Genomic DNA, 21,626 nt, shown 5'->3' with positions numbered 1-21,626 from the left:
ATTAGTGCAATGATTAAACATTACCCGAAGTTTCAGGAGATTCCAGGGGTAGAAGTATTGTAAAGGTGCAGCCAGCCAGCTTGGTATGTTCCGCATCCATGATATTGACCGCCCAAAGCCTGCCATGATGGGATTCAATAATAGAGCGGCAAATATTGAGACCCATGCCCATGCCATCGGATTTAGTGCTAAAAAAGGGCTCAAACATGCGTTGGGAGACTGATTCGGGGATTCCAGCCCCGCCATCACTCACCTGAATACGCAGCATGGCTGGAAAAATACTGGTATCCAGATCAGCGCTGATTTTGACGGGAGCAGCGGACCAACGAGAAGAAAAGGGATAAGCCTCCCTCGTGCTATCAAGGCCATTTTTCAGTAGGTTGACTAAAACCTGCAGGATTAAGACGGGATCAACATCTACCGCAGGAAGGTTTTCACTGATTTGAGAAATAATGGTTAGGCGATGGCGATGCGCCTCAATTTCGACTAGCCCAACAGCATCGTTAATAATTTCACTAATGGCAGTCAATTTACTTTGCGGCTCGCTGCGTTTTACAAATCCTCGAATACGCTGAATGATGGTGCCTGCGCGATGAGCCTGTTCTGATGCTTTCTCAAGCGCTGGCAGGATATCTTTGGTGAGTGCGGGATCTAGATTACCTTCTAAACGTTTAGCGACCCCCATGCAATAGTTGGAGATCGCTGAGAGTGGTTGGTTTAACTCATGCGCGAGAGAGGATGCCATCTCACCCATCGTAGTTAAGCGGCTCGTAAACTGCATACGCTCTTCTTGCTGGCGTGCTAAATCATCTGCCTCTTTACGCATCGTAATATCGGTAGCAATCAAGAGTTGCGCAAGGCGCCCATCAACCCAGGGAATAAAGCGCCTTCTGACTTCGTACCATTTATTACTGCCGTCACTTAATTGAATTTCTTCCGACTCAGACTCTTGATATAAAAATGAGGTCGGAATGCCTGGAGGGGAGTCTTGTAAATCTTCCGCGACATCGTGCAAGGTCTCCAGGTTATTCGCATTACCTGCTAACTGAAAGTGACCCTTTGAGTCATCCCCAAAATTTTCTCGGTAGAAGCGATTGGCAAATAAGAGATGATCGTTTTCAAGGTCAAGCACAGAAACGGCAGCATCCAAACCCTCAAGCACAGTAACAAAGCGTTCCTGTGATGCAGCCAACTCTTCTCGGATCTTCTTCGGTTCGGAAATATCAATTAAGGAAGTAACCCAACCCGTTTGCGTTCCTTTTTCATTAATGAGGGGAGCAATAAAAGTGCGAGTCTCAATCAGAGAGCCATCACGGTGCAAAACGACTCCCTCAATACCAGTTTTCATCCCCGATTCCATTTTCAGGGCGCGATTCATTTTTTCTACGAGCTCATCGCGTCTAGAGTCGGGCCAGAAGGGGAAGGGCGGCATCAGGCCAATCAGTTCTTTTGATGACCAGCCAGTCATCTCACAAAAGGCTCGGTTCACATAGGTAATGCGCTTTTCCATATCGTGCGCACGGATGCCGACTGGTGTGGAATTTTCCATGGCATTACGAAAGCTGGTTTCAGTCCGTAAATTAGCCTCAGCTTCTTGACGCACTTGCATCTGCTTAAGGACAGACCACAAACTCCAAATAACGAAAGCAGAAAGACCTAAGACCACACCAATTAACATTCGGAAAGTCAGATTGGTCGGTGGAGGATAGGTGTCAATTCGTAAGACTAGGTTTGGACTTAATACGCCGATGTCTAAACTCGTTTGATTGCTAAAAGCTCTTTTGGGTGTATCTCGATCGGAGGAGATGGATAAGACCCTGTCGTTATCTGTCAGCAAGGTGAAGCGATAGTGTGCTTTGAGCTCATTGGGGATGACATCTAAAATGCCCTGGGTGGTATACAGTGCGGCTAAGAAACCGATGGCTTGACCACCAACAATATTAGGAGCCACTTGCCAGAAGACGGTTCTTCTATCCTTGGCGAGAGATTCCTCGCTCTGTAAGTTAAGTGAAATGAACTGACTAAAAGCAGTCCTGCTCGTCACTCGGCTAAGCTCTATTGCATTTGTGAGGCCCTCATTTACTGCCCGCTCATTTTGTGTTTTGCTAATCCAGTCTGTTTTAGGGTTATTTGCTGGGGCGGTCCATTGATAAGAGTTATCAGCATTAAGCCAAATGATTTTGACAATCTCATGATTATTGAGCACTAAATCATCGGATTGCTCGCGCACTAGTTGTTTTAACTTTGCATCTTCGCTACTCGCAGCAATTTCACGATTAATCGTATTTAAAGAGTCAGCATTGTTTACAAAGCGTAATTGAATACGTTGTTTGGCAAAAGAGAGCTCTCTAAATAGGGCAGATTCTTGTTGTCCTTTTTCCTGCAAATGGAGCGTACCCAAAATAATGCCCATGACTGCGGTAAAAAGCACGATTGCTAGCAGGGGGGTGTAAACGAGCCTAAATCCCCGGATTTTGCGTAACCAGTTAACAGGGGCGAGGAGCAATCTTAGAAAAGCAGGATATTTCATAGGAATTAACCCATTTTGCCCTATGAGGATGCCTAAACAGGAATTTAGCCGATCCTATGTGATTCTATTTGCGATGCAATAAAATCTCATATTATGAGAAATATTATCATTATGTGGAAAATTGCTTGTTTACACCCATATACCTTCCTAAAATGTTGTCTATAAAGTAAATAACTATTGTTGATTTGAATGAATTAAACGAAATAACTATTGGAGATAAGTTATGGCTGCAGTTCCTGAGCAAGTGTTAGGCAAACAAAATCTTCAGGATGCTGATCCTGGCGAGACACAAGAGTGGTTGCAGGCCTTAGATGGTGTCATCCATAACGAAGGTCCGCAGCGTGCTGCTTATCTCATCGATCAACAAATTTCTCATGCACGAGTCAATGGTGTAGATCAACCCTTCCATGCAGAGACGCCTTACATCAATACGATTCCCGTTGAGAATCAAGCCCGCTTGCCTGGTGATCAAAATGTTGAACACCGGATTCGTTCCTATACCCGTTGGAATGCGATGGCCATGGTGCTGCGCGCAAATAAAGACACCAATGTCGGTGGACATATTTCTTCCTTTCAGTCTGCCGCTACTTTGTATGACGTTGGATACAACCATTTCTGGCATGCCCCATCACCAGAGCATGGTGGCGATCTGATCTTTGTCCAGGGACACTCCGCCCCTGGCGTTTATGCCCGCGCTTATATGTTGGGTCGTTTATCAGATAACCAGCTTGATAACTTCCGTCAAGAGGTTGGCGGTAAAGGGATCTCTAGTTACCCGCACCCATGGTTGATGCCAGATTTTTGGCAGTTCCCAACGGTGTCGATGGGTCTTGGTCCAATCATGGCGATATATCAAGCACGCTTCATGAAATATTTAAGAGACCGTGGCTTTATTCAAGAGCAAGGTCGTAAGGTTTGGGCTTTCTTAGGTGATGGTGAAACGGATGAACCAGAATCTTTAGGTGCCATCGGCATGGCTGGTCGTGAGAAGTTAGATAACTTGATTTTTGTAGTGAACTGTAACTTGCAGCGTTTAGATGGACCAGTGCGTGGTAATGGAAAAATTATTCAAGAACTCGAGAGTGAATTCCGGGGCTCTGGCTGGAATGTCATTAAAGTCGTGTGGGGTGGTCAGTGGGATGCTTTGTTTGCCCGCGATAAGAAGGGTATTTTGATGCAACGTCTCGGCGAGATCGTTGACGGCCAATATCAGACGATGAAGGCTAAGAATGGTGCTTATGTCCGTGAGATCGTATTTAATACCCCAGAACTCAAAGCGCTAGTCAGCGACTGGAGTGATGATGAGATTTGGCAACTGAATCGTGGCGGCCATGATCCCCATAAAGTGTATGCAGCATTTCATGCAGCGGTAAATCATAAAGATCAGCCAACGGTCATTTTGGCTCACACTATTAAAGGCTACGGTATGGGCGGCTCCGGTGAGGCGATGAACATTGCACACCAAGCCAAGAAAATGAACGATGACGATGTGCGTCGCTTCCGTGATCGCTTTGAGATCCCGGTGAAGGATGAGCAACTCGACGAGATGCCCTTGGTCAAGTTTACTGAAGGTAGCCCTGAGCTTGAGTATATGAAAGCCCGTCGCCAAGAGTTGGGTGGTTATTTGCCGCAACGTCGTGCGAAAGCCGAAAGCTTGCCGGCACCTAAATTGGATGCATTTACACCCTTACTAGAAGCAACCGCTGAAGGCCGTGAGATTTCTACCACGATGGCTTTTGTTCGGATGCTCAATACGGTGGTGCGGGATAAGACGATTGGCAAGCGCGTTGTGCCTATCGTTCCCGATGAGTCACGGACTTTTGGTATGGAAGGTATGTTCCGTCAATTGGGCATTTGGAATCAACTGGGTCAGCTTTATACGCCAGAAGATCATGATCAATTGATGTTCTATAAAGAGGATAAGACTGGCCAGATCTTGCAAGAGGGTATTAATGAAGCAGGCGGTATGTGCGATTGGATTGCCGCCGCAACTTCTTACTCTACCCATGGCGTTCCCATGTTGCCGTTTTATATTTTCTATTCCATGTTTGGTTTCCAGCGGATTGGCGACTTAGCATGGGCTGCAGGTGATATGCGCAGCCGTGGCTTCTTGCTCGGTGGCACTGCAGGGAGAACCACCTTGAATGGCGAAGGCTTGCAACACGAAGATGGTCATAGTCATCTGTGGAGTGCTGCAGTTCCAAACTGCATTAGCTATGACCCAACTTTTGCGTTTGAGTTAGCAGTAGTGATTCAAGATGGTATGCGTCGTATGCTCGAAGTGCAGGAGGACGTCTATTACTACGTCACCTTGATGAATGAGAACTACACTCATCCAGCAATGCCAAAAGGTGCAGAAAAAGACATTATTAAGGGCATGTATAAGCTCAAGTCGGTTGGTGACGCTAAGGCAAAATTACGTGTGCAACTGCTCGGTTCAGGAACCATCTTCCGTGAAGTGATTGAAGCAGCTGAAATCTTGCACAAAGATTGGGGAGTGTCATCTGACTTGTGGGGTTGCCCAAGCTTTACGGAATTAGGTCGCGATTGGAATACGGTTCACCGTGCCAATCTCTTGAACCCGACCGCGGCACCAGCACTCTCACACGTTGAGAAGTGTCTAAAAGATACCACGGGGCCCGTCATTGCTGCTACAGACTATGTGCGTATGTTTGCTGAGCAAATTCGTCCGGCCATTCAGCATATGGATCGCCGTTATGAAGTATTGGGTACGGACGGTTTTGGTCGCTCCGATACCCGTGAAAAACTCCGTGACTTCTTTGAGGTCGATCGTCGCTGGGTGGTCATCACTGCTTTACGTTCTTTGGTTGATGCTGGTCAGCTTGATCGTCAAAAATTAGCTGAGGCCATCAAAAAATACGGCATTGACACTGCTAAACCAAACCCAATGACGGTTTAATACGAGATTAATTCATGAGTCAAATTATTGAAATCAAAGTGCCGGACATTGGTGATTACAAGGATGTGCCGGTCATCGAGGTCCTGGTTAAAGCAGGTGACAAGGTTGAGAAAGAACAATCTATTGTTGTGCTTGAGTCTGATAAAGCCACGATGGATGTGCCATCGTCTCACTCTGGTGTAGTGAAAGAGGTGAAGGTCAAAGTGGGTGATAGCCTCTCTGAGGGCGCAATCGTCATGACCTTGGAAGAGGGTGCAGCGGTCTCGGTACCCGCTTCTACTCCTGCTCCTGCAGCAGCTAGTAAAACTGCGTCTGCACCAGTAAGCGCAAGTAGCAGTGGAAGTAGTGCTCCAATTGAAATCAAAGTGCCTGACATTGGTGACTATAAAGACGTGCCTGTCATCGAAGTGTTAGTGAAGGCAGGCGATCGGATTGAGAAGGAACAATCTATTGTTGTGCTCGAGTCTGATAAAGCGACGATGGATGTGCCATCATCACAAGCCGGCATTGTTAAAGAAGTGAAGATCAAGATAGGCGATAACCTCTCTGAAGGCTCAGTGGTGCTTATTCTGGAAGGTGGATCAGGAGCTGTTACGGCACCTGTAGCTGCAGTATCTGCACCAGCAGCACCAGCTATAAAAGCGGTTGAACCACCGATTGCAAGAGCGCCAGCGCCTCCTCCGAAGAGCAATCCGCCGCCTCCTGTGGATGGAGTCATGAGTCACGCTAGCCCTTCAGTGCGTAAGTTTGCACGTGAGCTTGGCGTAACGATTACCCAGGTAAAAGGTTCCGGCCCCAAAGGACGCATCACTCAAGAAGATGTTCAAGCTTTTGTCAAAGCGGCAATGAGCGGTGGTGCTGGAAGTTCTAGTGCAGCTGCAGCCTCAAGTGGTGGAAGCTTGGGTGGTCTGAATTTGATTCCATGGCCGAAAGTGGATTTCACAAAATTTGGTGAGATTGAACGTCAACCACTCAATCGTATTAAGAAACTCACTGCAGCTAATTTGGCACGTAACTGGGTCATGATTCCTGCTGTGACTTATCACGAGGACGCAGATATCACTGATCTAGAAGCCTTCCGTGTCATGACCAATAAAGACAATGAGAAGAAGGGCGTCAAGATTACCATGCTGGCTTTCTTAATGAAGGCTGCGGTCGCTGCGTTGAAAAAACATCCTGAGTTCAACAGCTCACTCGATGGCGATGATTTGATCCTCAAAAAGTATTTCAATATTGGTTTTGCTGCAGATACTCCAACGGGTTTGGTGGTGCCAGTCATCAAAGACGCTGATAAGAAAGGGATCTTTGAGCTTGCCAAAGAAACTTCTGAATTAGCAGCACTTGCCCGTGAAGGGAAGTTGAAGCCAGATCAAATGCAAGGGGCGAGTTTTACGATTTCATCGTTAGGCGGCATCGGCGGAACTTCTTTCTCACCTATTGTGAATGCTCCTGAAGTGGCGATTTTGGGTGTGAGCAAAGCAGCAATGAAACCAGTATGGGATGGCAAGCAGTTTGTGCCACGTCTTATTTGCCCATTGTCACTGTCTGCAGATCATCGCGTGATCGATGGAGCATTGGCAACGCGCTTTACTGTCTATATTGCTCAACTACTAGCCGACTTCCGTCGCGCTACGCTGTAAGGAGGATCTATGGCTAAGCAAATGATCCTCGTTCCGGATATTGGTGATTACTCAGATGTGCCGGTGATCGAAGTATTGGTAAAAGTGGGTGATGTGATTGAGAAAGAGCAGCCATTACTTGTACTTGAATCTGATAAAGCAACTATGGAAGTGCCTGCAGACGCTGCTGGAACGGTGACTAGTATCTCAGTGAAGCTGGGCGATAAAGTGAGCAAAGGCACTGTAATTGCTGAGATTGAAGCAAGTGCTGCAACAGCAGTGCCTGCAGCAAAAACAGCTCCTTCAGCATCAGCACCAGCTGCGGCAACAGTAGCCATTGCTCCTGCCCCAAAAGCGGGTCAATACAACGGCAAGGTTGATCACGAATGCGAGGTACTAGTGCTCGGTGCCGGGCCTGGTGGTTACAGTGCGGCATTTCGAAGTGCGGACCTGGGCATGAACACTCTATTGATTGAGCGTTACGCTACTTTAGGTGGTGTGTGCTTAAACGTAGGCTGTATTCCATCTAAAGCATTACTCCATACAACCTCCGTGATGGATGAAGTAAAAACCATGGCAAAGCATGGCATCACATTTGGTGCGCCTAAGATTGAGATTGATCAATTGCGTGGTTATAAAGAATCTGTCATCGCGAAGTTGACTGGTGGATTAGCTGGTATGGCTAAGGCCCGCAAAGTAAAAGTAGTGCGTGGTTTAGGCCGTTTCTTGGATGCAAACCATGTTGAAGTGGAGTTAACAAATGGTGCTGGCCAAGATCTCACTGGTCAAAAGGAAGTCGTGCGTTTTCAGAAGGCGATCATCGCTGCAGGTAGTCAGCCAGTGAAGTTGCCTTTCTTGCCAGAGGATCCACGCATTGTCGATAGTACGGGTGCGCTGTTACTGACTAGCATTCCAAAAAGAATGTTGGTAATTGGTGGCGGCATTATCGGTTTAGAGATGGCGACTGTTTATAGCACTCTGGGCTCACGCATCGATATTGCAGAAATGATGGATGGCCTGATGGCTGGAGCTGACCGTGATTTGGAGAAGGTCTGGGAGAAGTTCAATACCGGACGTTTTGAAAAGATCATGCTCAAGACGCGCGCTGCTAAAGCTGAAGTGAAGCCCGATGGAATTCAAGTGAGCTTCGAGGGTGAGAATGCACCTGCGCAGCCACAGACTTATGACTTAGTGCTCGTTGCCGTGGGACGTACGCCAAACGGTAAGAAGATTGCTGCAGATAAGGCAGGCGTTCAAGTGGATGAGCGAGGCTTTATTCCGGTCGATAAACAAATGCGCACCAATGTTGCCAATATTTTTGCGATTGGTGACTTAGTGGGTCAGCCGATGTTGGCTCACAAGGCAGTGCATGAAGGTCACGTTGCCGCAGAAGCTGCAGCAGGTGAGAAGTCTTACTTTGATGCTAAACAAATTCCATCGGTTGCTTACACCGATCCTGAAGTAGCTTGGGCTGGTTTGACTGAAGAACAATGCAAGGCACAGGGCATCGCCTATGAGAAAGGTTTATTCCCATGGGCAGCTAGTGGCCGTGCGATTGCTAATGGTCGTGATGAAGGTTTTACGAAGCTCATCTTTGACGCTAATACGCATCGCATTATTGGTGGCGGTATTGTTGGTACTCATGCCGGTGATTTGATTGGTGAAGTTTGTCTTGCCATTGAGATGGGTGCTGATGCTGTAGATATTGGTAAAACCATTCATCCACACCCAACCCTGGGCGAGTCAGTCGGCTTGGCTGCTGAGGCGGCGCATGGTCATTGCACGGACCTACCCCCAGTGAAGAAGAAGGCTTAAAAATAGTAGCTACTCTGAAGCAGTATCCAAAAAGCCCCGAGAGATTGGGGCTTTTTTATTACAAGAGTGCAAACAGTAATTATTTTTTCTTCGATGTCTTACCAGCAGAGCTTACAGTTTTTGTTACGGTATCGGCAGCGGTATTGAGATTGGCTTGTGCAACATCAACAGCATGCTTTACCGCTTTATGACTAGTTTCAAAAACCTGATTTGCAGAAGCAATGGCTTGTTTGATTGTTTGAACGGCAGCATCAGAACCTGCGGGTGTATTTTTAGCCCACTCTTCAACTAAGGCATCCATTCTCTTTTGGCCAGCAGAAAATTCTTTTTCCGCAGACTTGGTGAAGTTATCTTGAGTTTCATGAGCTAACTTATACAAATGGTGACTATAAGAAATAATTTTTTCTGCGATCGGCTGAACGGTTTCAGCTTGATGGGCAAGCAGTTGCTGAATATCTTTTACTTCTAATGCTTTCTTGGCATTGTTCACGCTATCACTCAAGCTTTGTTTAGCAATGGCTAAATTGAGCTCAACTAATTTCTCGATACTTTGGAGGGCTTGATTTGTGAGGCCAGTCAAGGTTTCTAAATTGGCTTTTTGTGCCGCTGCGATTTGTTCTGGCGTTAAGTTCATCTTTGCCTCTTTCTTTGGGTGCACTCTTGCTACTATGATCTTGCTGACCTGAAGGGTCAATAGCTGATTTTTGCTTAATTAAATGGCTTAAATAGTGAAAAGAATCATAACCCAAGGTTTTGGCATCCTTGAGAACCGCTGATGGCTTTTAGAAAAAGCCTAAAATCTTGGATTAGACAAAAATCTCAATATTTTCAGTAAGTTATCCATGAAGCTCGGTATAGACAACGTCATTGCACCCATTTTTGTATTAATTTGGAGTACGGGGTTTGTGATTGCACGCTTGGCTATGCCTTATGTAGAGCCTGCCACCTTCCTATTTTGGCGCTTTGTGGGTGTGATTGCCGCAATGGCTGCTTTGAGCCTTGTGTGGCGCATCTCTTGGCCTAGCTGGTCGCAAATCAAGCATATCGCTATCGCAGGAATACTTTTACAGTTCGGCTATCTATTAGGCGTCTGGTTTGCAGTCCGCCTTGGAATGACTGCAGGTTTGGCGGCAATCATCGTTGGTCTGCAACCGATTTTGACCGCCTGGTTTGCTGCTTGGATTTCGGAGACGGTGACGCCACGCCAATGGATTGGTCTCTGCTTTGGTTTTGCAGGCGTTGCCTTGGTCGTGGCTGAAAAGATTGGCTTTGCTCATATCCCTTTGGCTAGCTATCTGCTAGCGTTTACAGCATTACTCTCGATCACCTTTGGAACTCTTTATCAGAAAAAATACTGCCCAGTATTTGATCTTCGCGCTGGGTCTTCTATTCAGTTTGGTGTTTCAGCCGTGCTATGTTTCTTTTGCATGTATTTCTTTGAAACAGGTGTCATGGTTTGGAATGTACCCGTAGTGGCTGCTTTGTTATGGGCTATCTTTCCTTTGTCGATTGGCTCCATTAGCTTGTTATTCATGATGATCCGTAAAGGGGCGGCAACCAAAGTCACGAGTTTGCTCTATCTAACCCCCCCGACAACTGCATTGATGGCGTGGCTCTTGTTTGATGAGCCATTCACACTCCTGATGGCTCTGGGCCTCTGTTTGACAATGACTGGCGTAGTGCTGGTGAATCAGCGTCAGGCGAACACGGTAGCGACTATTGCAGAGTAGGGTCTCAATAGGGGTAGATTGGGGGGTTAACCAAGATGGGGCGCAGAAATCCGACTCCCTTTTGGAAATTAATTATCATTCCGTATGTTGAAAGTTTTGGAAGGTATTTTTGGGATGCATTTATATCGTTTTTGGCTCTTTGTCTTAGCCTTGGTTTTCGGCTATGGGGCACTCGGTGTTGCGTCAGCTATTGCCGCCAGTAAAGACAAAGAAAAGCAAACTCAAGCCCAAACCAAAACTACTAAAGTGGTGGTGAAGTCTCCTAAGAGACCGAAGACTGTTCGCGTTACTGTGACGCGTTCTACTGCACCAGCAGTTGCTGGACCCCCATCACTGGCTACTGCGCTAGGTTTGCGTGGTCAGCATGATGATCTCAGTCTGAAGTCCAGCGTAGCTATGGTAGTCAATCAAGATACCAAAGAGGTTTACTTCGAAAAGAATCCTACCGTGAGCTTGCCAATTGCATCCATCACGAAGTTGATGACCGCCATGGTGGTGCTCGACTCCAAGTTGCCTCTTGATGAAACCCTGGTGATTAATGCAGATGATGTGCATATCTATCGCACTTCACGTCTAGCTGCAGGCACCGTTTTGACACGTCAAGAAGCCTTGTTGTTAGCGTTGATGTCCTCTGAAAACCGCGCTGCCTATACCTTGGGTAGAAATTACCCAGGCGGTATCACAGCCTTTGTGGATGCCATGAATCGGAAGTCTAGAGAACTGGGCATGGAGCATTCTTATTTTGCCGATCCCACAGGCTTACTTAGTGAGAACGTTGCGACTGCTGAAGATTTAACTCGCATGCTCAATGCAGCATATCAATACAAGTTAATTCGTGAATATTCCACTTGGCCAGATTTAACGATGGTGATTGCAAAGCGCCCACAAAAGTTCTTGAATACCAATCGATTAGTACGTTCTGGGGACATGGATATTGGTTTGCAAAAAACAGGTTTCATAAATGCCGCTGGAAAATGTTTAGTGATGCAAGCGCGAGTGAACAACACCCCGCTATTATTGGTGTTCCTCGATTCTGTAGGAACACAATCCCGTTTTGCTGATGCAGTGCGTGTGCGTGACTGGTATGAGCGCATGCCTTCTGGCACGCAACCCATTCGTCGCTTAATGTAAGTTGAGTTGACTAGGCAGATGAGCCTGGCTCGGCAGACTTAGGCTTAAAGCCCATGCCCTTGGAGATTTGTAGAGCAGTGTCTTGTAATGATCTGAGCCAATCTGCTTGAATACGATCGGTTGGGGCGCTGAGTGATAAACCGGCAACCAATTTACCAGTGTCATCCAGAATGGCGGCAGCAAGACAGCTCACGCCAAGCTCTAATTCTTCATCATCCCTTGCACTACCCACTCTGCGAACGTGATTGAGTTCGGACTCGAGTTTAGCTAAATCCGTAATGCTGTTGCGAGTGTGACCTGAGAGACCCGTGCGAGTGACGTAGGCCCGTACTTGATTGGCGTCATCACTGGCTAGGAATAGTTTGCCAACAGAGGTGAGATGGAGAGGGGCGCGTCCACCAATGGCACGAACCACCTGCATGCCTGAACGCTCGCTGTAGGCACGATCAATATAAACAATCTCATCGCCTTGGCGAACTGAGAGATTGACTGTTTCGCCGGTGAGTTTGTGTAGGGTGCGCATCGGTACTTGAGCAGCTTCACGAACCGATAATCTTGCTTTCACTAGATTACCCAGCTCCAAGAGCTTTAAGCCAAGGCGATAGGTGCCACCATCGCCACGCTCAACCAATCGGCAGGCAACCATGTCATTTAAGATGCGGTGGGCTGTGGAGGGGTGTAAGCCCGTTTCCGCAGCCAAGTTTTTAAGGCTGCTAGATTCTTCATGAACCGCTAGGGCATCGAGCAAATTCATCATGCGCTCCACCACCTGGATCGCTGTTTTAGCAACTTCCCCGGTATTTTTAGAGGTTTTGATAGTTTTGCTTGTGCTCATAGGAATGATTGTAGCGATTTCATGCCATATTGCATATTATGAAATGAGATTATATGAAGGATCAAGGCGATAACCCCTATATCGGGTAACCATCATTCATCTAAGACTGCTTAGTGGTTTCTTAAAGCTTTAGCGCACTCATTGACAAGGTCCGGGCCACGATAAATCAAGCCGCTATAGACCTGAACCAAACTAGCCCCAGCCGCTATCTTTTCCTTAGCATCGGCACCACTCAAAATGCCGCCAACACCAATAATGGGCACATGATTACCCAGTCTTGCCTTGAGTGCTTTGATGACGATGTTGGATGCCGTGCGAACTGGCGCACCGGATAAGCCACCGATTTCTTGACCATGCTCCATTCCTTGCACAGCATCGCGAGCAATGGTGGTGTTGGTAGCAATAACGGCATCTATACCAAACTCCATTAAGAGGTCAGCAATGAGATTGATATCGCCATGATCCAGATCGGGTGCGATTTTCAAAAAGAGTGGCTTACGCACACCAAAGCGATCACTCAAGCGCTTGCGAGCCTCATCCAGGCTGCCAAGTAAGGTGCGTAACATTTCTTCGCCTTGCAGGGCACGCAGATTTTGCGTGTTTGGCGAAGAGATATTCACGGTGATGTAGGTAGCAATTTCATAAACGGCATCCATCGCTAATACGTAGTCGCTAGCTGCATCTTCAATCGGTGTAATGGCATTCTTGCCAATGTTCAAACCTAAAACGCCACCGCTTTGCCAAAAGCGTGAGCGACGAACTCTTGCTACGCAAGCCTCAACACCATCATTGTTAAAGCCCATACGATTAATAATGGCCTGAGCTTGCGTCAAGCGAAACATGCGCGGTTTTGGATTTCCTGGCTGAGGGCGGGGAGTCACTGTGCCGATCTCCAGAAAACCAAAACCTAGGGCAGCGAGTGCATCAATATGCTTGCCATCTTTATCTAAGCCTGCAGCAAGTCCCACTGGATTGGGAAAGGTAATACCGCACAATGTACGTGGATCTGCAAGCGGTTGAGTTAGAAACTTTTCTAGCAGACCCCAGCGTTGAGCACGGTCTAAATTCGTCAGCGTGAGATTGTGGGCTTGTTCTGGGTCAAGGCAAAAGAGCCAGGGGCGCAAGAATGAATAGCGATCGATCATGAATAGATATTATGAACCAGTCAGGGCTTGCCAATGATCGTCAATTAAGCCTTCCATGGGTTGATACTTCGCCTTATAGGACATCTTCTCGCTATCGTGAATGTAGTAGCCAAGATAAAGATAAGGTAGGTTGAGTATCCGAGCCTGTTCGATTTGCCACAGAATGCTGTAATTACCAAAGCTAGCAGAGCTATCAGCAGTATCGTAGAAGGTATATACCGAGGAGATGCCTTGTTCCAAGATGTCAATCATGCTCACCATGCGCAGACGTCCGGGGTGTGGATCGTGAGGACCATCTCTAAATTCAACGATGCGAGAGTTGACTCGACTTTGCAATAAAAATTGCATGTATTGATCTTGGTCATCGTTATCCATATCACCACCAGCATGGCGTTCATTTTGATAGCGTTGATAGAGTTGGTAATGCTCCTCTTGATAACCTAGGTTCAAAACAAACGCTTGTAGACCTGCATGCTTTTTCCAAGCACGCCGTTGACTGCGTGTTGGCGTAAATGGATTCACTAAGATGCGGGTGGCGATACAGGCTTTGCATTCATCGCAATAAGGGCGATAGGTGTATAAGCCGCTGCGACGAAAGCCTGCATTTAATAGTTCGTTATAGACGTCTGCGTGAATCAGGTGTGAGGGCGTGGCTACTTGGGAACGCGCAGTTTTATTGGGTAGATAGCTGCATGGATGAGGTGCAGTTGCATAAAACTGGAGGGCGGTGAGGGGGAGTTCTTTGAGCCGGGTCATAGCCAGTGGGTTAGGATATTTTTATCAAAGGTCCAAGGTTTATCAATATTAGTTTGATTTAAAGATATTTGCAGTTGTCCCAAGAATACAGCCCTGGATATTGGCGCAGCCCCCAAAGAGCTTAAGTGGGTGGTTTCTTGTTGGCAGTCAATCATGGCTACTTCATTTTGGATGCACCAAGCGCTTAAGGCAGCCAATGCTATTTTGGAGGCGTTGGCTTTACGACTAAACATCGACTCGCCAAACACCATCCCGCCTAAAGCTACGCAATACAAGCCGCCAACCAACTCACCTTGTTCGACTAGGGCAATGCTATGGGCATGACCTTGCTCATGAATGGTAGTGTATGCATCCATGATTTCATGGGTGATCCAAGTGCCATCCTGGTCTTTTCGAGAGCTGGTGGCACAAGCCCGAATCACAGCACCAAAATCGGCATCCACCAATAATTGACTATGCGTGTCCTGACAAAATAGGCGAATATTTTTTCTTAAAGACTCGCTGCACTTGAAATGGCCAGGCTTTAAAACCATCCGCGGATCAGGTGACCACCATAAGACGGGTTGCTCATCGGAGTACCAAGGAAAAATACCGAGTTGATAAGCTTGCAGTAATTGATCTGGATAAATACGCTCACTCACTGCAATGAGCCCTGGAACGCTCGGGTCAGGATCTGGCGTTAGTAGCGGGTTTGGAAAGGAGTTGTGTGGTCCTAGCCAAGTAATTTGACTCATGTGGCGTAATCAAATTCTCTCTGAAGGCAACACATCACGACTACGCACATGAAACTCACCATTCAATATGCCAGCAGCGCGATCAGCAAAAAACCACTCTAAGGTTTGTTTGACTGTTGGGAAGGCTAACTCACTCCACGGAATTTCATGTTCATGAAAGAGTGCCACTTCAAGACTTTCTTCGCCAGCAGAAAATTCTGGTGAAGTCATGGTGGCCAAATAGAATAAATGGACTTGTTCGGCATGTGGCACATTGAGTAAAGAATACAGTGGGCCCACTTCAACTACAGCGCCAGCCTCTTCAAGTGTCTCTCTGATGGCGCCATGGCTCGTGCTTTCGCCTAATTCCATAAAGCCAGCGGGAAGGGTCCAGTAGCCATGGCGTGGTTCAATCGCACGACGGCATAGCAATACTTGCTTGCCATAAACCGGAATACTGCCCACGACATTTCTGGGGTTCTGATAATGTATGCTCCCGCAGGCTTCGCATACATGGCGCTCACGAGAATCATCCGTCGGAATTTTGACTGTCAGGTTCGCAGCGCAGTTGGAACAATACTTCATGCAGACTTTCTAAAAGTGGGCCTTGAGGGTGCCTCGCAAGGCATTGCTAAGCATAATCTCATCAGCCATTGAAACATCTTTAATAGTCAGGTTGGCTTCACGGGCATTAATTTGGCGATCGTCTAGCAGGGCGGCACGCATCACACCGGGCAATAGTCCTGCAGATACTGGAGGAGTGAGCCACTCTGAATGATCTTTGGGTTTAATAAAAATGCTCGTTCTGCCGCCTTCAGTGACAAAGCCCTGTTCATTTACAAATAAGGCATCAAAGCCTCCAAGTTTGACTGCCGTTTGCCAAGCAGTATCGTAAAGAATGCGATGGTTGATCTTGTGGCGCAATAAGGCGTCCCCAGAGAACATGGTGCATTCTGAGGATAGGATATCTTGAGCCCAGAAAATTTTGACCGGCCCTTCTAGCGCATCAAGCGCAGCAGAAGTAATAGAGAGTGCACCATTGGCGGCGAGATCGAGTCGTAATCTCAAAAGAGAATGTTGATCAAGAGATGCACAGGCATTTAAAACAGTTTCTGTTGTATTGCCTCTCTTGAAAGGAATGCCCAAAGCAGAAGCTGAGGCTTGCATACGATCTAAATGTTGCTCTAATCGTTTTGGCTTACCCTGTGCTACAGCAATCGTTTCAAATAATCCCGTAGCGCTTGGAAGATTCATTAAGAAAGCAGACTTGATCCGGCATTCTTGCCATTCTTGTTGAGCCTCAGAATCAATCGTGATGCCCGCGCCCACTCCCAAAGTAAAAGTAGCGGCATGAGATAGATGATCTTCTTCAATCTCTACAGTTCTAATAGGCACACTAAAGGCAAAGTCACCACTTGGATCTAGCCAGCCTAAGGCGCCACAGTAATAACCACGATCTTCGGGCTCAAGCTCTTGAATAATTTCCATGCTGCGTTTTTTAGGTGCGCCTGTGACTGATCCACACGGAAAGATGGCATGCAATATATCGCTCAGCCCGATAGCGGGCTTTACTTGACCTTGCACAGTAGAGGTCATCTGCAATACATCGCCGTGCCTTGCTACTACAAATAAGTTGGGAACTGTCACTGTGTTTGGTAGAGAGAGGCGACTGAGATCATTGCGCAAAAGATCAACAATCATCACATTCTCTGCCTGATTTTTAGGATCATCTGACAAAGCACTAGCAGCTTGCGATAGTGCGCTTGCAGTCCCTTTCATGGGCATCGCTTTGAGTATGTCACCTTTGCGCTCAATAAAGAGCTCAGGTGACTGTGACAAAAGGTAATGTGAGCCTTGTTCAATATAGGCACCAAATCTCCCAGGCTGGCGCTCACGTAAGCGACTGTAGAGCGCTAGCGGTGCCCCATAAGTTTTCCCGCTAATGCGGTAGGTATGATTAATTTGATAGGTATCGCCATCACGGATGTATTCCTGAATCTTGGCAAGATCCGTAGAAAATTGTTTTTCAGTGATGGATTCCTGAGCATCTAAGACTCCAGCCATTCTTGCAGACTCTTGCAGCTGACTTAATTTTTGAGAAATGACTTGATCAATTTGCTCTTTAGACAGTTTTTTGAAATCTTGAAAAGACCAAGCTTCAATCAGGGGGTGAGGGTCACCCGCAGTCTTTCGATGGGGTAATTTGTGGATCAGCCTGCCCATCTCATAAGCAAAGGCAGCAACCACATACTCTCCTTTGCTAAGTGCATGGGATATTTCACTTAAACAATTTTCAATAGCCTTGTGATCATCGGCTTGATTCTCACTAGGTAATACGCACCAGTATTGCGATGCAGCCTCATAAAACCGACTAGTGGGATTAGTCGCCGTGCTTTGCGCATCATCGAGCAAAATCATGGCGACTGGTTTGTTTATTTCAGAATGGTGGCAGATTCAATCACGACTGTTTTGGTCGGGACATCAGCCATTCTGCCCATGCGTGGTGCAGGCGCAACCATGGTTGGCACTTTACGAATGGCATCAATGGTTTGTGTTCCAGAAATCACCTTGCCAAAGACGGTATAACCGTTACCCATCGCATTCGGGAAGTTGAGGCTTTCATTATCTTTCACATTGATGAAAAACTGTGCAGTAGCAGAATCCGGATCTGAAGTGCGAGCCATAGCAATGGTGTAAGTATTATTTTTCAGACCATTATTTGCCTCTGATACTACTGGCGCATCGGTTGGCTTTTGCACAAGGTCAGGAGTAAAGCCGCCACCTTGAATCATGAAGCTATCAATGACTCGATGAAAAATGGTACCGTTATAAAAACCACTCTTCACATAATTTAAAAAGTTAGCAGTAGTCTTAGGCGCCTTGGCATCGTCCAGTTCCACCACAAAATTTCCTAGCGTAGTTTTAAATTCAACCTTTGGCCCAGCAATTGCCGCTTGACTTGCAAAACAACTGGCGATGAGAATGAGACTAGCAAATAATTGACGCATATTGACTCCTTAATTCGTTCAGATTGATAAAGCAGATTGTATTGTGCAATCAAATGCTGTAGTGGGATTGCACTAGGAAAGCAAGCCATTAGGGATGGTTCCAGCATAGGCGTAAGAGGCTTCCTCAAACATGCCGGGACTTTCCAGGTAGTCAAGTACCCAGTCAATCGTATCAACACCCCAAAAACAATGTTGATTCACAACTAAGGTAGGAACTCCAAAAGCACCATCTGCTTTTGCTTGCAGACCATTACTCATTAATTGCGCTTTGATTTCAGGGCTGTTGGGTTTTTCAGTATCTGCTGGTAAGCCTAGGTAAAGGCAAAATTCCGACCAAGAAAGGTTGGGATCTTTACCTTCAATCCAAACATAATCAAATGCCCGCTCTACCATCTGCCAATCGGCTTGCTTTTGTAAAAGTAGGCGCTGCGGTGCCACAGTCAGAAAAGGGTGGTGCTCTGGAAAGCGCAAAGGAATTCCGAGTCGCTCTGCTTGCCAGATGCAAAACTGATATGTGTGAGGTCGCTTAGCAGCAACTTCTCCTGGACCTATGTTCTCAGTTGCTCTTAGTAGGCCGCCGAGTAAAACGGGTACTGGGGTGATATTGAGCTGATCCTCGAGACGATGCCTTTGTTTGACATACAAATAGGCAAATGGAGAAATAATGTCATAGTAAAAAGTTGCGGGGATCTTGGTGCTCATTTATGTCTTCGCTCTCGAGAGTTATTTCTTTTGATGCTCAGCATCGAGTTGACGTAAAAAAGCCATCTTTTCTTTAATTTGACTTTCCAAGCCACGCTCAACCGGTTCATACCAATGGGGTTGTGCCATGCCTTCGGGCAAGTAGGATTCACCGGCAGCATAGCCATGTGGCTCATCATGCGCATAGCGGTACTCTTTACCATGGCCGAGTTCTTTCATCAGCTTGGTGGGTGCGTTGCGTAAATGATTGGGCACAGATTTGGATTGGTCATTAGCAACGTAGGCGCGCGCAGCATTAAATGCTTTATAGCTTGCATTACTTTTAGAGGCTACCGCCAAATACACCACAGCTTGGCCTAGGGCGAGTTCACCCTCTGGCGATCCTAGTCTTTCAAAGGTGAGAGCGGCATCATTGGCCAGTTGCATCGCACGAGGATCAGCCAAGCCAATATCTTCCCAAGCCATACGAATAATGCGCCGCGCTAAATACCGTGGATCAGCACCACCATCGAGCATACGGCAAAACCAATATAGCGCAGCATCAGGGTCGGAGCCTCTGACAGATTTATGCAGAGCGGAGATCTGGTCGTAAAACTGATCGCCACCCTTATCAAAGCGACGCGCTTGCATAGTTAAGGCATTTTCAATAAAGACTTGATCAACTAGCTTCATATCAGAATTTGGTGTCAGCACGGCATTACGGACTTGCTCGACTAAGTTGAGTAGGCGACGGGCATCGCCATCGGCGTTATGAATGAGCGCATCAATTGCTGTGGCATCAAACTCAATATCAGGCATTGCATGTTGATGTGCGCGCTCAAATAGTTTCTTTAGCTCATCAGCACTTAAGGATTGCAGAACATAAACCTGCGCCCTAGAGAGCAGTGCCGAGTTCACTTCAAAGGAGGGGTTCTCGGTAGTGGCGCCAATGAAGGTGAATAAACCAGATTCAACATGGGGCAAAAGCGCATCTTGTTGGCTCTTATTAAAGCGATGAATCTCATCGACGAACAGAATCGTTTGCTTGCCGTATTGCGCCATACTGTGTTGAGCTTGCTCAATTGCTTCACGAATCTCCTTCACGCCAGCCAATACAGCGGAGATAGCAATGAACTCCCGGTCAAATGCTTTTGCAGATAAACGGGCCAGCGTTGTTTTACCAACACCAGGCGGCCCCCATAGAATCATGGAGTGAGGTTTACCAGAGGCAAAGGCTAAGTTAAGTGGCTTGCCCGCAGTTAATAAATGAGTCTGTCCAATGACCTCATCAATCGATTTTGGACGGAGTGCTTCCGCTAAAGGAGGAGGTGGCGTGCTATCAAAAAGACCGCTCATTCCATTAGGCTTGGATGAAAAGAATCACAATAGCTGCCCAAGTTAGGCAAGCAGCAGCAACATACGTTAAGCGATTGCGCATCGCCATGAACGCCATACGAGCTGCTTCATCTGAAAAATAGTAGTTGTAAGTATTCTGATCGATATTACGTTGAATGATCAAGGTTGATGCCATGATCAATAAGCCAACCGGAATATAAATATGTAAGGCTACCCAAGCTACTAATGCAGGGATCACACCCCAAACCCAAGCGTTACGGTCTATCCAGCGGTCACCAGAAGGCGCCTTGCCCAGGGTATGCAAACTAGCGCCCCAATGTAATGCACCCATAAAGGAAGTAATGACTGCGCCATAACCTGCTAGCGACTCTGCACTCAAATAATTCAAAGGAGTTGGAGCCAGCTGTACTAATAGTGCAAGACCCACAAAAGGAATCAAGCCCGCGTAGCCAAGTTTGAGTACGAGTGGTGGAATAGGATTGGCAGAAGGGTTCACGGGAGTTTGCTTAGGCTAAGAGAAATCAATCAAAATTATTGATCGTAGGTGTAAACGCCGCGACCGGTTTTGCGGCCAAGATAACCAGCGGCAACCATCTCACGTAGTAGTGGACAAGGGCGATATTTAGAATCACTAAAGTTTTCAAAATACACCTCCATGACTGCGAGGCAAGTATCCAAACCAATCAAGTCTGCTAAAGCCAGTGGGCCTATCGGTTGGTTGCAGCCCAGTTTCATACCGGCATCTATGTCTTCAGGACTCGCTAAACCCTCTGACAGCACGAAGAACGCCTCGTTAATCATTGGCAATAAGATGCGATTGACGACAAAGCCGGGTGAGTTCTTGACGGTTATGGGCTCTTTGCCAATGCGTTTTGCCATTTCAATAATGGCGGCATGAGTTTGGTCGCTAGTTTGCAGACCACGAATTACCTCAACTAACGCCATCAAAGGTGGCGGGTTAAAGAAGTGCATGCCGATAAAGCGTGTTGGGTTGGAATCTAAGGCTGCCAGCTTAGTGATAGAGAGCGATGAAGTGTTGGTGGCAATGATGGTGTCCTTGCTCACTATCTCGTCGACTTGCTTAAGAATTTTTTCTTTAATCGCTTGATTCTCAGTAGCAGCTTCAATCACAAGACTAAGACCTTTGAGGTCAGCGTAAGAGGTGCTACCTTGAATCCGTTTGACTGCAGCCACTTTGGCATCTGCAGTCAGCATTTCTTTTTTAATGAGCCGATCTAAACTTTTGCTGATGTGATCTAGGCCACGCTGAACAGCAGCATCATTGATGTCTACCATGACGACCTTTAGACCAGCAACAGCGCAAACTTGCGCAATGCCATTGCCCATGGTCCCTGCACCAATTACACCAACCGACTGAATCTTCATC

The 21,626-nt window shown here is 46.9% G+C and carries 18 protein-coding genes; 5 read left to right on the top strand and 13 right to left on the bottom strand.

Features of this window, described 5'->3' with window-relative positions; all coding sequences use genetic code 11:
* Window positions 1-13 precede the first annotated feature (13 nt).
* Window positions 14-2,530, bottom strand: coding sequence for a PAS domain-containing sensor histidine kinase (locus ICN21_RS02950; protein WP_216176593.1), 2,517 nt, complete (start codon window positions 2,528-2,530; stop codon window positions 14-16).
* Window positions 2,531-2,753: 223 nt separating this feature from the next.
* Here ICN21_RS02950 and aceE point away from each other — a divergent pair, with 223 nt between their 5' ends.
* Genes aceE through lpdA form a run of 3 tightly spaced genes read left to right on the top strand, consistent with a single transcriptional unit; the run spans window position 2,754 to window position 8,884 of the window.
* Entirely contained in the window at window positions 2,754-5,450 is a 2,697-nt protein-coding gene (gene aceE / locus ICN21_RS02945) for a pyruvate dehydrogenase (acetyl-transferring), homodimeric type (RefSeq protein ID WP_216176592.1), read from the top strand.
* Window positions 5,451-5,464: 14 nt separating this feature from the next.
* Window positions 5,465-7,090 carry a dihydrolipoyllysine-residue acetyltransferase gene (gene aceF / locus ICN21_RS02940; protein WP_216176591.1) on the top strand — a complete coding sequence of 542 codons (1,626 nt, stop codon included), beginning with the start codon at window positions 5,465-5,467 and terminating at the stop codon, window positions 7,088-7,090.
* A 9-nt stretch (window positions 7,091-7,099) separates the two neighbouring features.
* Entirely contained in the window at window positions 7,100-8,884 is a 1,785-nt protein-coding gene (lpdA, locus tag ICN21_RS02935; protein WP_216176589.1) for a dihydrolipoyl dehydrogenase, read from the top strand.
* A 79-nt stretch (window positions 8,885-8,963) separates the two neighbouring features.
* Here lpdA and ICN21_RS02930 read toward each other — a convergent pair whose 3' ends face one another.
* Window positions 8,964-9,518 (bottom strand): phasin family protein, encoded by a 555-nt coding sequence (locus ICN21_RS02930; RefSeq protein WP_215318125.1) that lies wholly within the window; start codon window positions 9,516-9,518, stop codon window positions 8,964-8,966.
* 208 nt (window positions 9,519-9,726) lie between these two features.
* Here ICN21_RS02930 and ICN21_RS02925 point away from each other — a divergent pair, with 208 nt between their 5' ends.
* Together ICN21_RS02925 and ICN21_RS02920 are read left to right on the top strand one after the other, a co-directional pair.
* Window positions 9,727-10,614, top strand: coding sequence for a DMT family transporter (locus ICN21_RS02925; RefSeq protein WP_216176587.1), 888 nt, complete (start codon window positions 9,727-9,729; stop codon window positions 10,612-10,614).
* An 84-nt stretch (window positions 10,615-10,698) separates the two neighbouring features.
* Window positions 10,699-11,745, top strand: coding sequence for a serine hydrolase (locus tag ICN21_RS02920; RefSeq protein WP_251372002.1), 1,047 nt, complete (start codon window positions 10,699-10,701; stop codon window positions 11,743-11,745).
* Between the two features lie 10 nt (window positions 11,746-11,755).
* On the opposite strand, the gene ICN21_RS02915 is transcribed toward ICN21_RS02920, so the two are convergent.
* The 11 genes from ICN21_RS02915 to ICN21_RS02865 all read right to left on the bottom strand — a co-directional run bounded on the left by ICN21_RS02915 (window position 11,756) and on the right by ICN21_RS02865 (window position 21,625).
* The gene (locus tag ICN21_RS02915; protein ID WP_216176585.1) at window positions 11,756-12,580 is read right to left on the bottom strand and encodes an IclR family transcriptional regulator; all 825 of its coding nucleotides are present in this window, start codon (window positions 12,578-12,580) and stop codon (window positions 11,756-11,758) included.
* Between the two features lie 110 nt (window positions 12,581-12,690).
* A complete protein-coding gene (locus ICN21_RS02910) occupies window positions 12,691-13,725 on the bottom strand; it encodes a quinone-dependent dihydroorotate dehydrogenase (RefSeq protein WP_216176584.1) in 1,035 nt (344 codons plus the stop codon).
* A 9-nt stretch (window positions 13,726-13,734) separates the two neighbouring features.
* Window positions 13,735-14,481: an arginyltransferase gene (locus tag ICN21_RS02905; protein WP_216176582.1), complete on the bottom strand. Its 747-nt coding sequence runs from the start codon at window positions 14,479-14,481 to the stop codon at window positions 13,735-13,737.
* Window positions 14,478-15,215, bottom strand: a complete 738-nt coding sequence (gene aat / locus ICN21_RS02900) for a leucyl/phenylalanyl-tRNA--protein transferase (protein ID WP_216176580.1) — start codon at window positions 15,213-15,215, stop codon at window positions 14,478-14,480. Before aat ends, ICN21_RS02905 begins: the two co-directional genes overlap by 4 nt.
* A 9-nt stretch (window positions 15,216-15,224) precedes the next feature.
* Window positions 15,225-15,779: an NUDIX hydrolase gene (locus ICN21_RS02895; protein WP_216176578.1), complete on the bottom strand. Its 555-nt coding sequence runs from the start codon at window positions 15,777-15,779 to the stop codon at window positions 15,225-15,227.
* Window positions 15,780-15,788: 9 nt separating this feature from the next.
* On the bottom strand, window positions 15,789-17,612 hold the full coding sequence (locus ICN21_RS02890; RefSeq protein ID WP_216176576.1) for a bifunctional chorismate-binding protein/class IV aminotransferase: 1,824 nt from the start codon (window positions 17,610-17,612) through the stop codon (window positions 15,789-15,791).
* 14 nt (window positions 17,613-17,626) lie between these two features.
* The gene (locus ICN21_RS02885; protein ID WP_216176574.1) at window positions 17,627-18,202 is read right to left on the bottom strand and encodes a peptidylprolyl isomerase; all 576 of its coding nucleotides are present in this window, start codon (window positions 18,200-18,202) and stop codon (window positions 17,627-17,629) included.
* A 72-nt stretch (window positions 18,203-18,274) separates the two neighbouring features.
* On the bottom strand, window positions 18,275-18,904 hold the full coding sequence (locus ICN21_RS02880; protein WP_216176573.1) for a 2-hydroxychromene-2-carboxylate isomerase: 630 nt from the start codon (window positions 18,902-18,904) through the stop codon (window positions 18,275-18,277).
* Between the two features lie 21 nt (window positions 18,905-18,925).
* The gene (locus ICN21_RS02875) at window positions 18,926-20,239 is read right to left on the bottom strand and encodes a replication-associated recombination protein A (RefSeq protein WP_216176572.1); all 1,314 of its coding nucleotides are present in this window, start codon (window positions 20,237-20,239) and stop codon (window positions 18,926-18,928) included.
* Between the two features lie 4 nt (window positions 20,240-20,243).
* Entirely contained in the window at window positions 20,244-20,735 is a 492-nt protein-coding gene (locus ICN21_RS02870; protein WP_323482114.1) for a DUF3429 domain-containing protein, read from the bottom strand.
* 35 nt (window positions 20,736-20,770) lie between these two features.
* A complete protein-coding gene (locus ICN21_RS02865; RefSeq protein WP_216176571.1) occupies window positions 20,771-21,625 on the bottom strand; it encodes a 3-hydroxybutyryl-CoA dehydrogenase in 855 nt (284 codons plus the stop codon).
* Window position 21,626: the final 1 nt, after the last annotated feature.

The sequence above is a fragment of the Polynucleobacter sp. AP-Feld-500C-C5 genome, assembly GCF_018882265.1.
Taxonomy (GTDB): domain Bacteria; phylum Pseudomonadota; class Gammaproteobacteria; order Burkholderiales; family Burkholderiaceae; genus Polynucleobacter.
The sequence above is the reverse complement of the archived record's forward strand: the minus strand, read 5'-3'. Positions and strand labels throughout refer to the sequence as shown.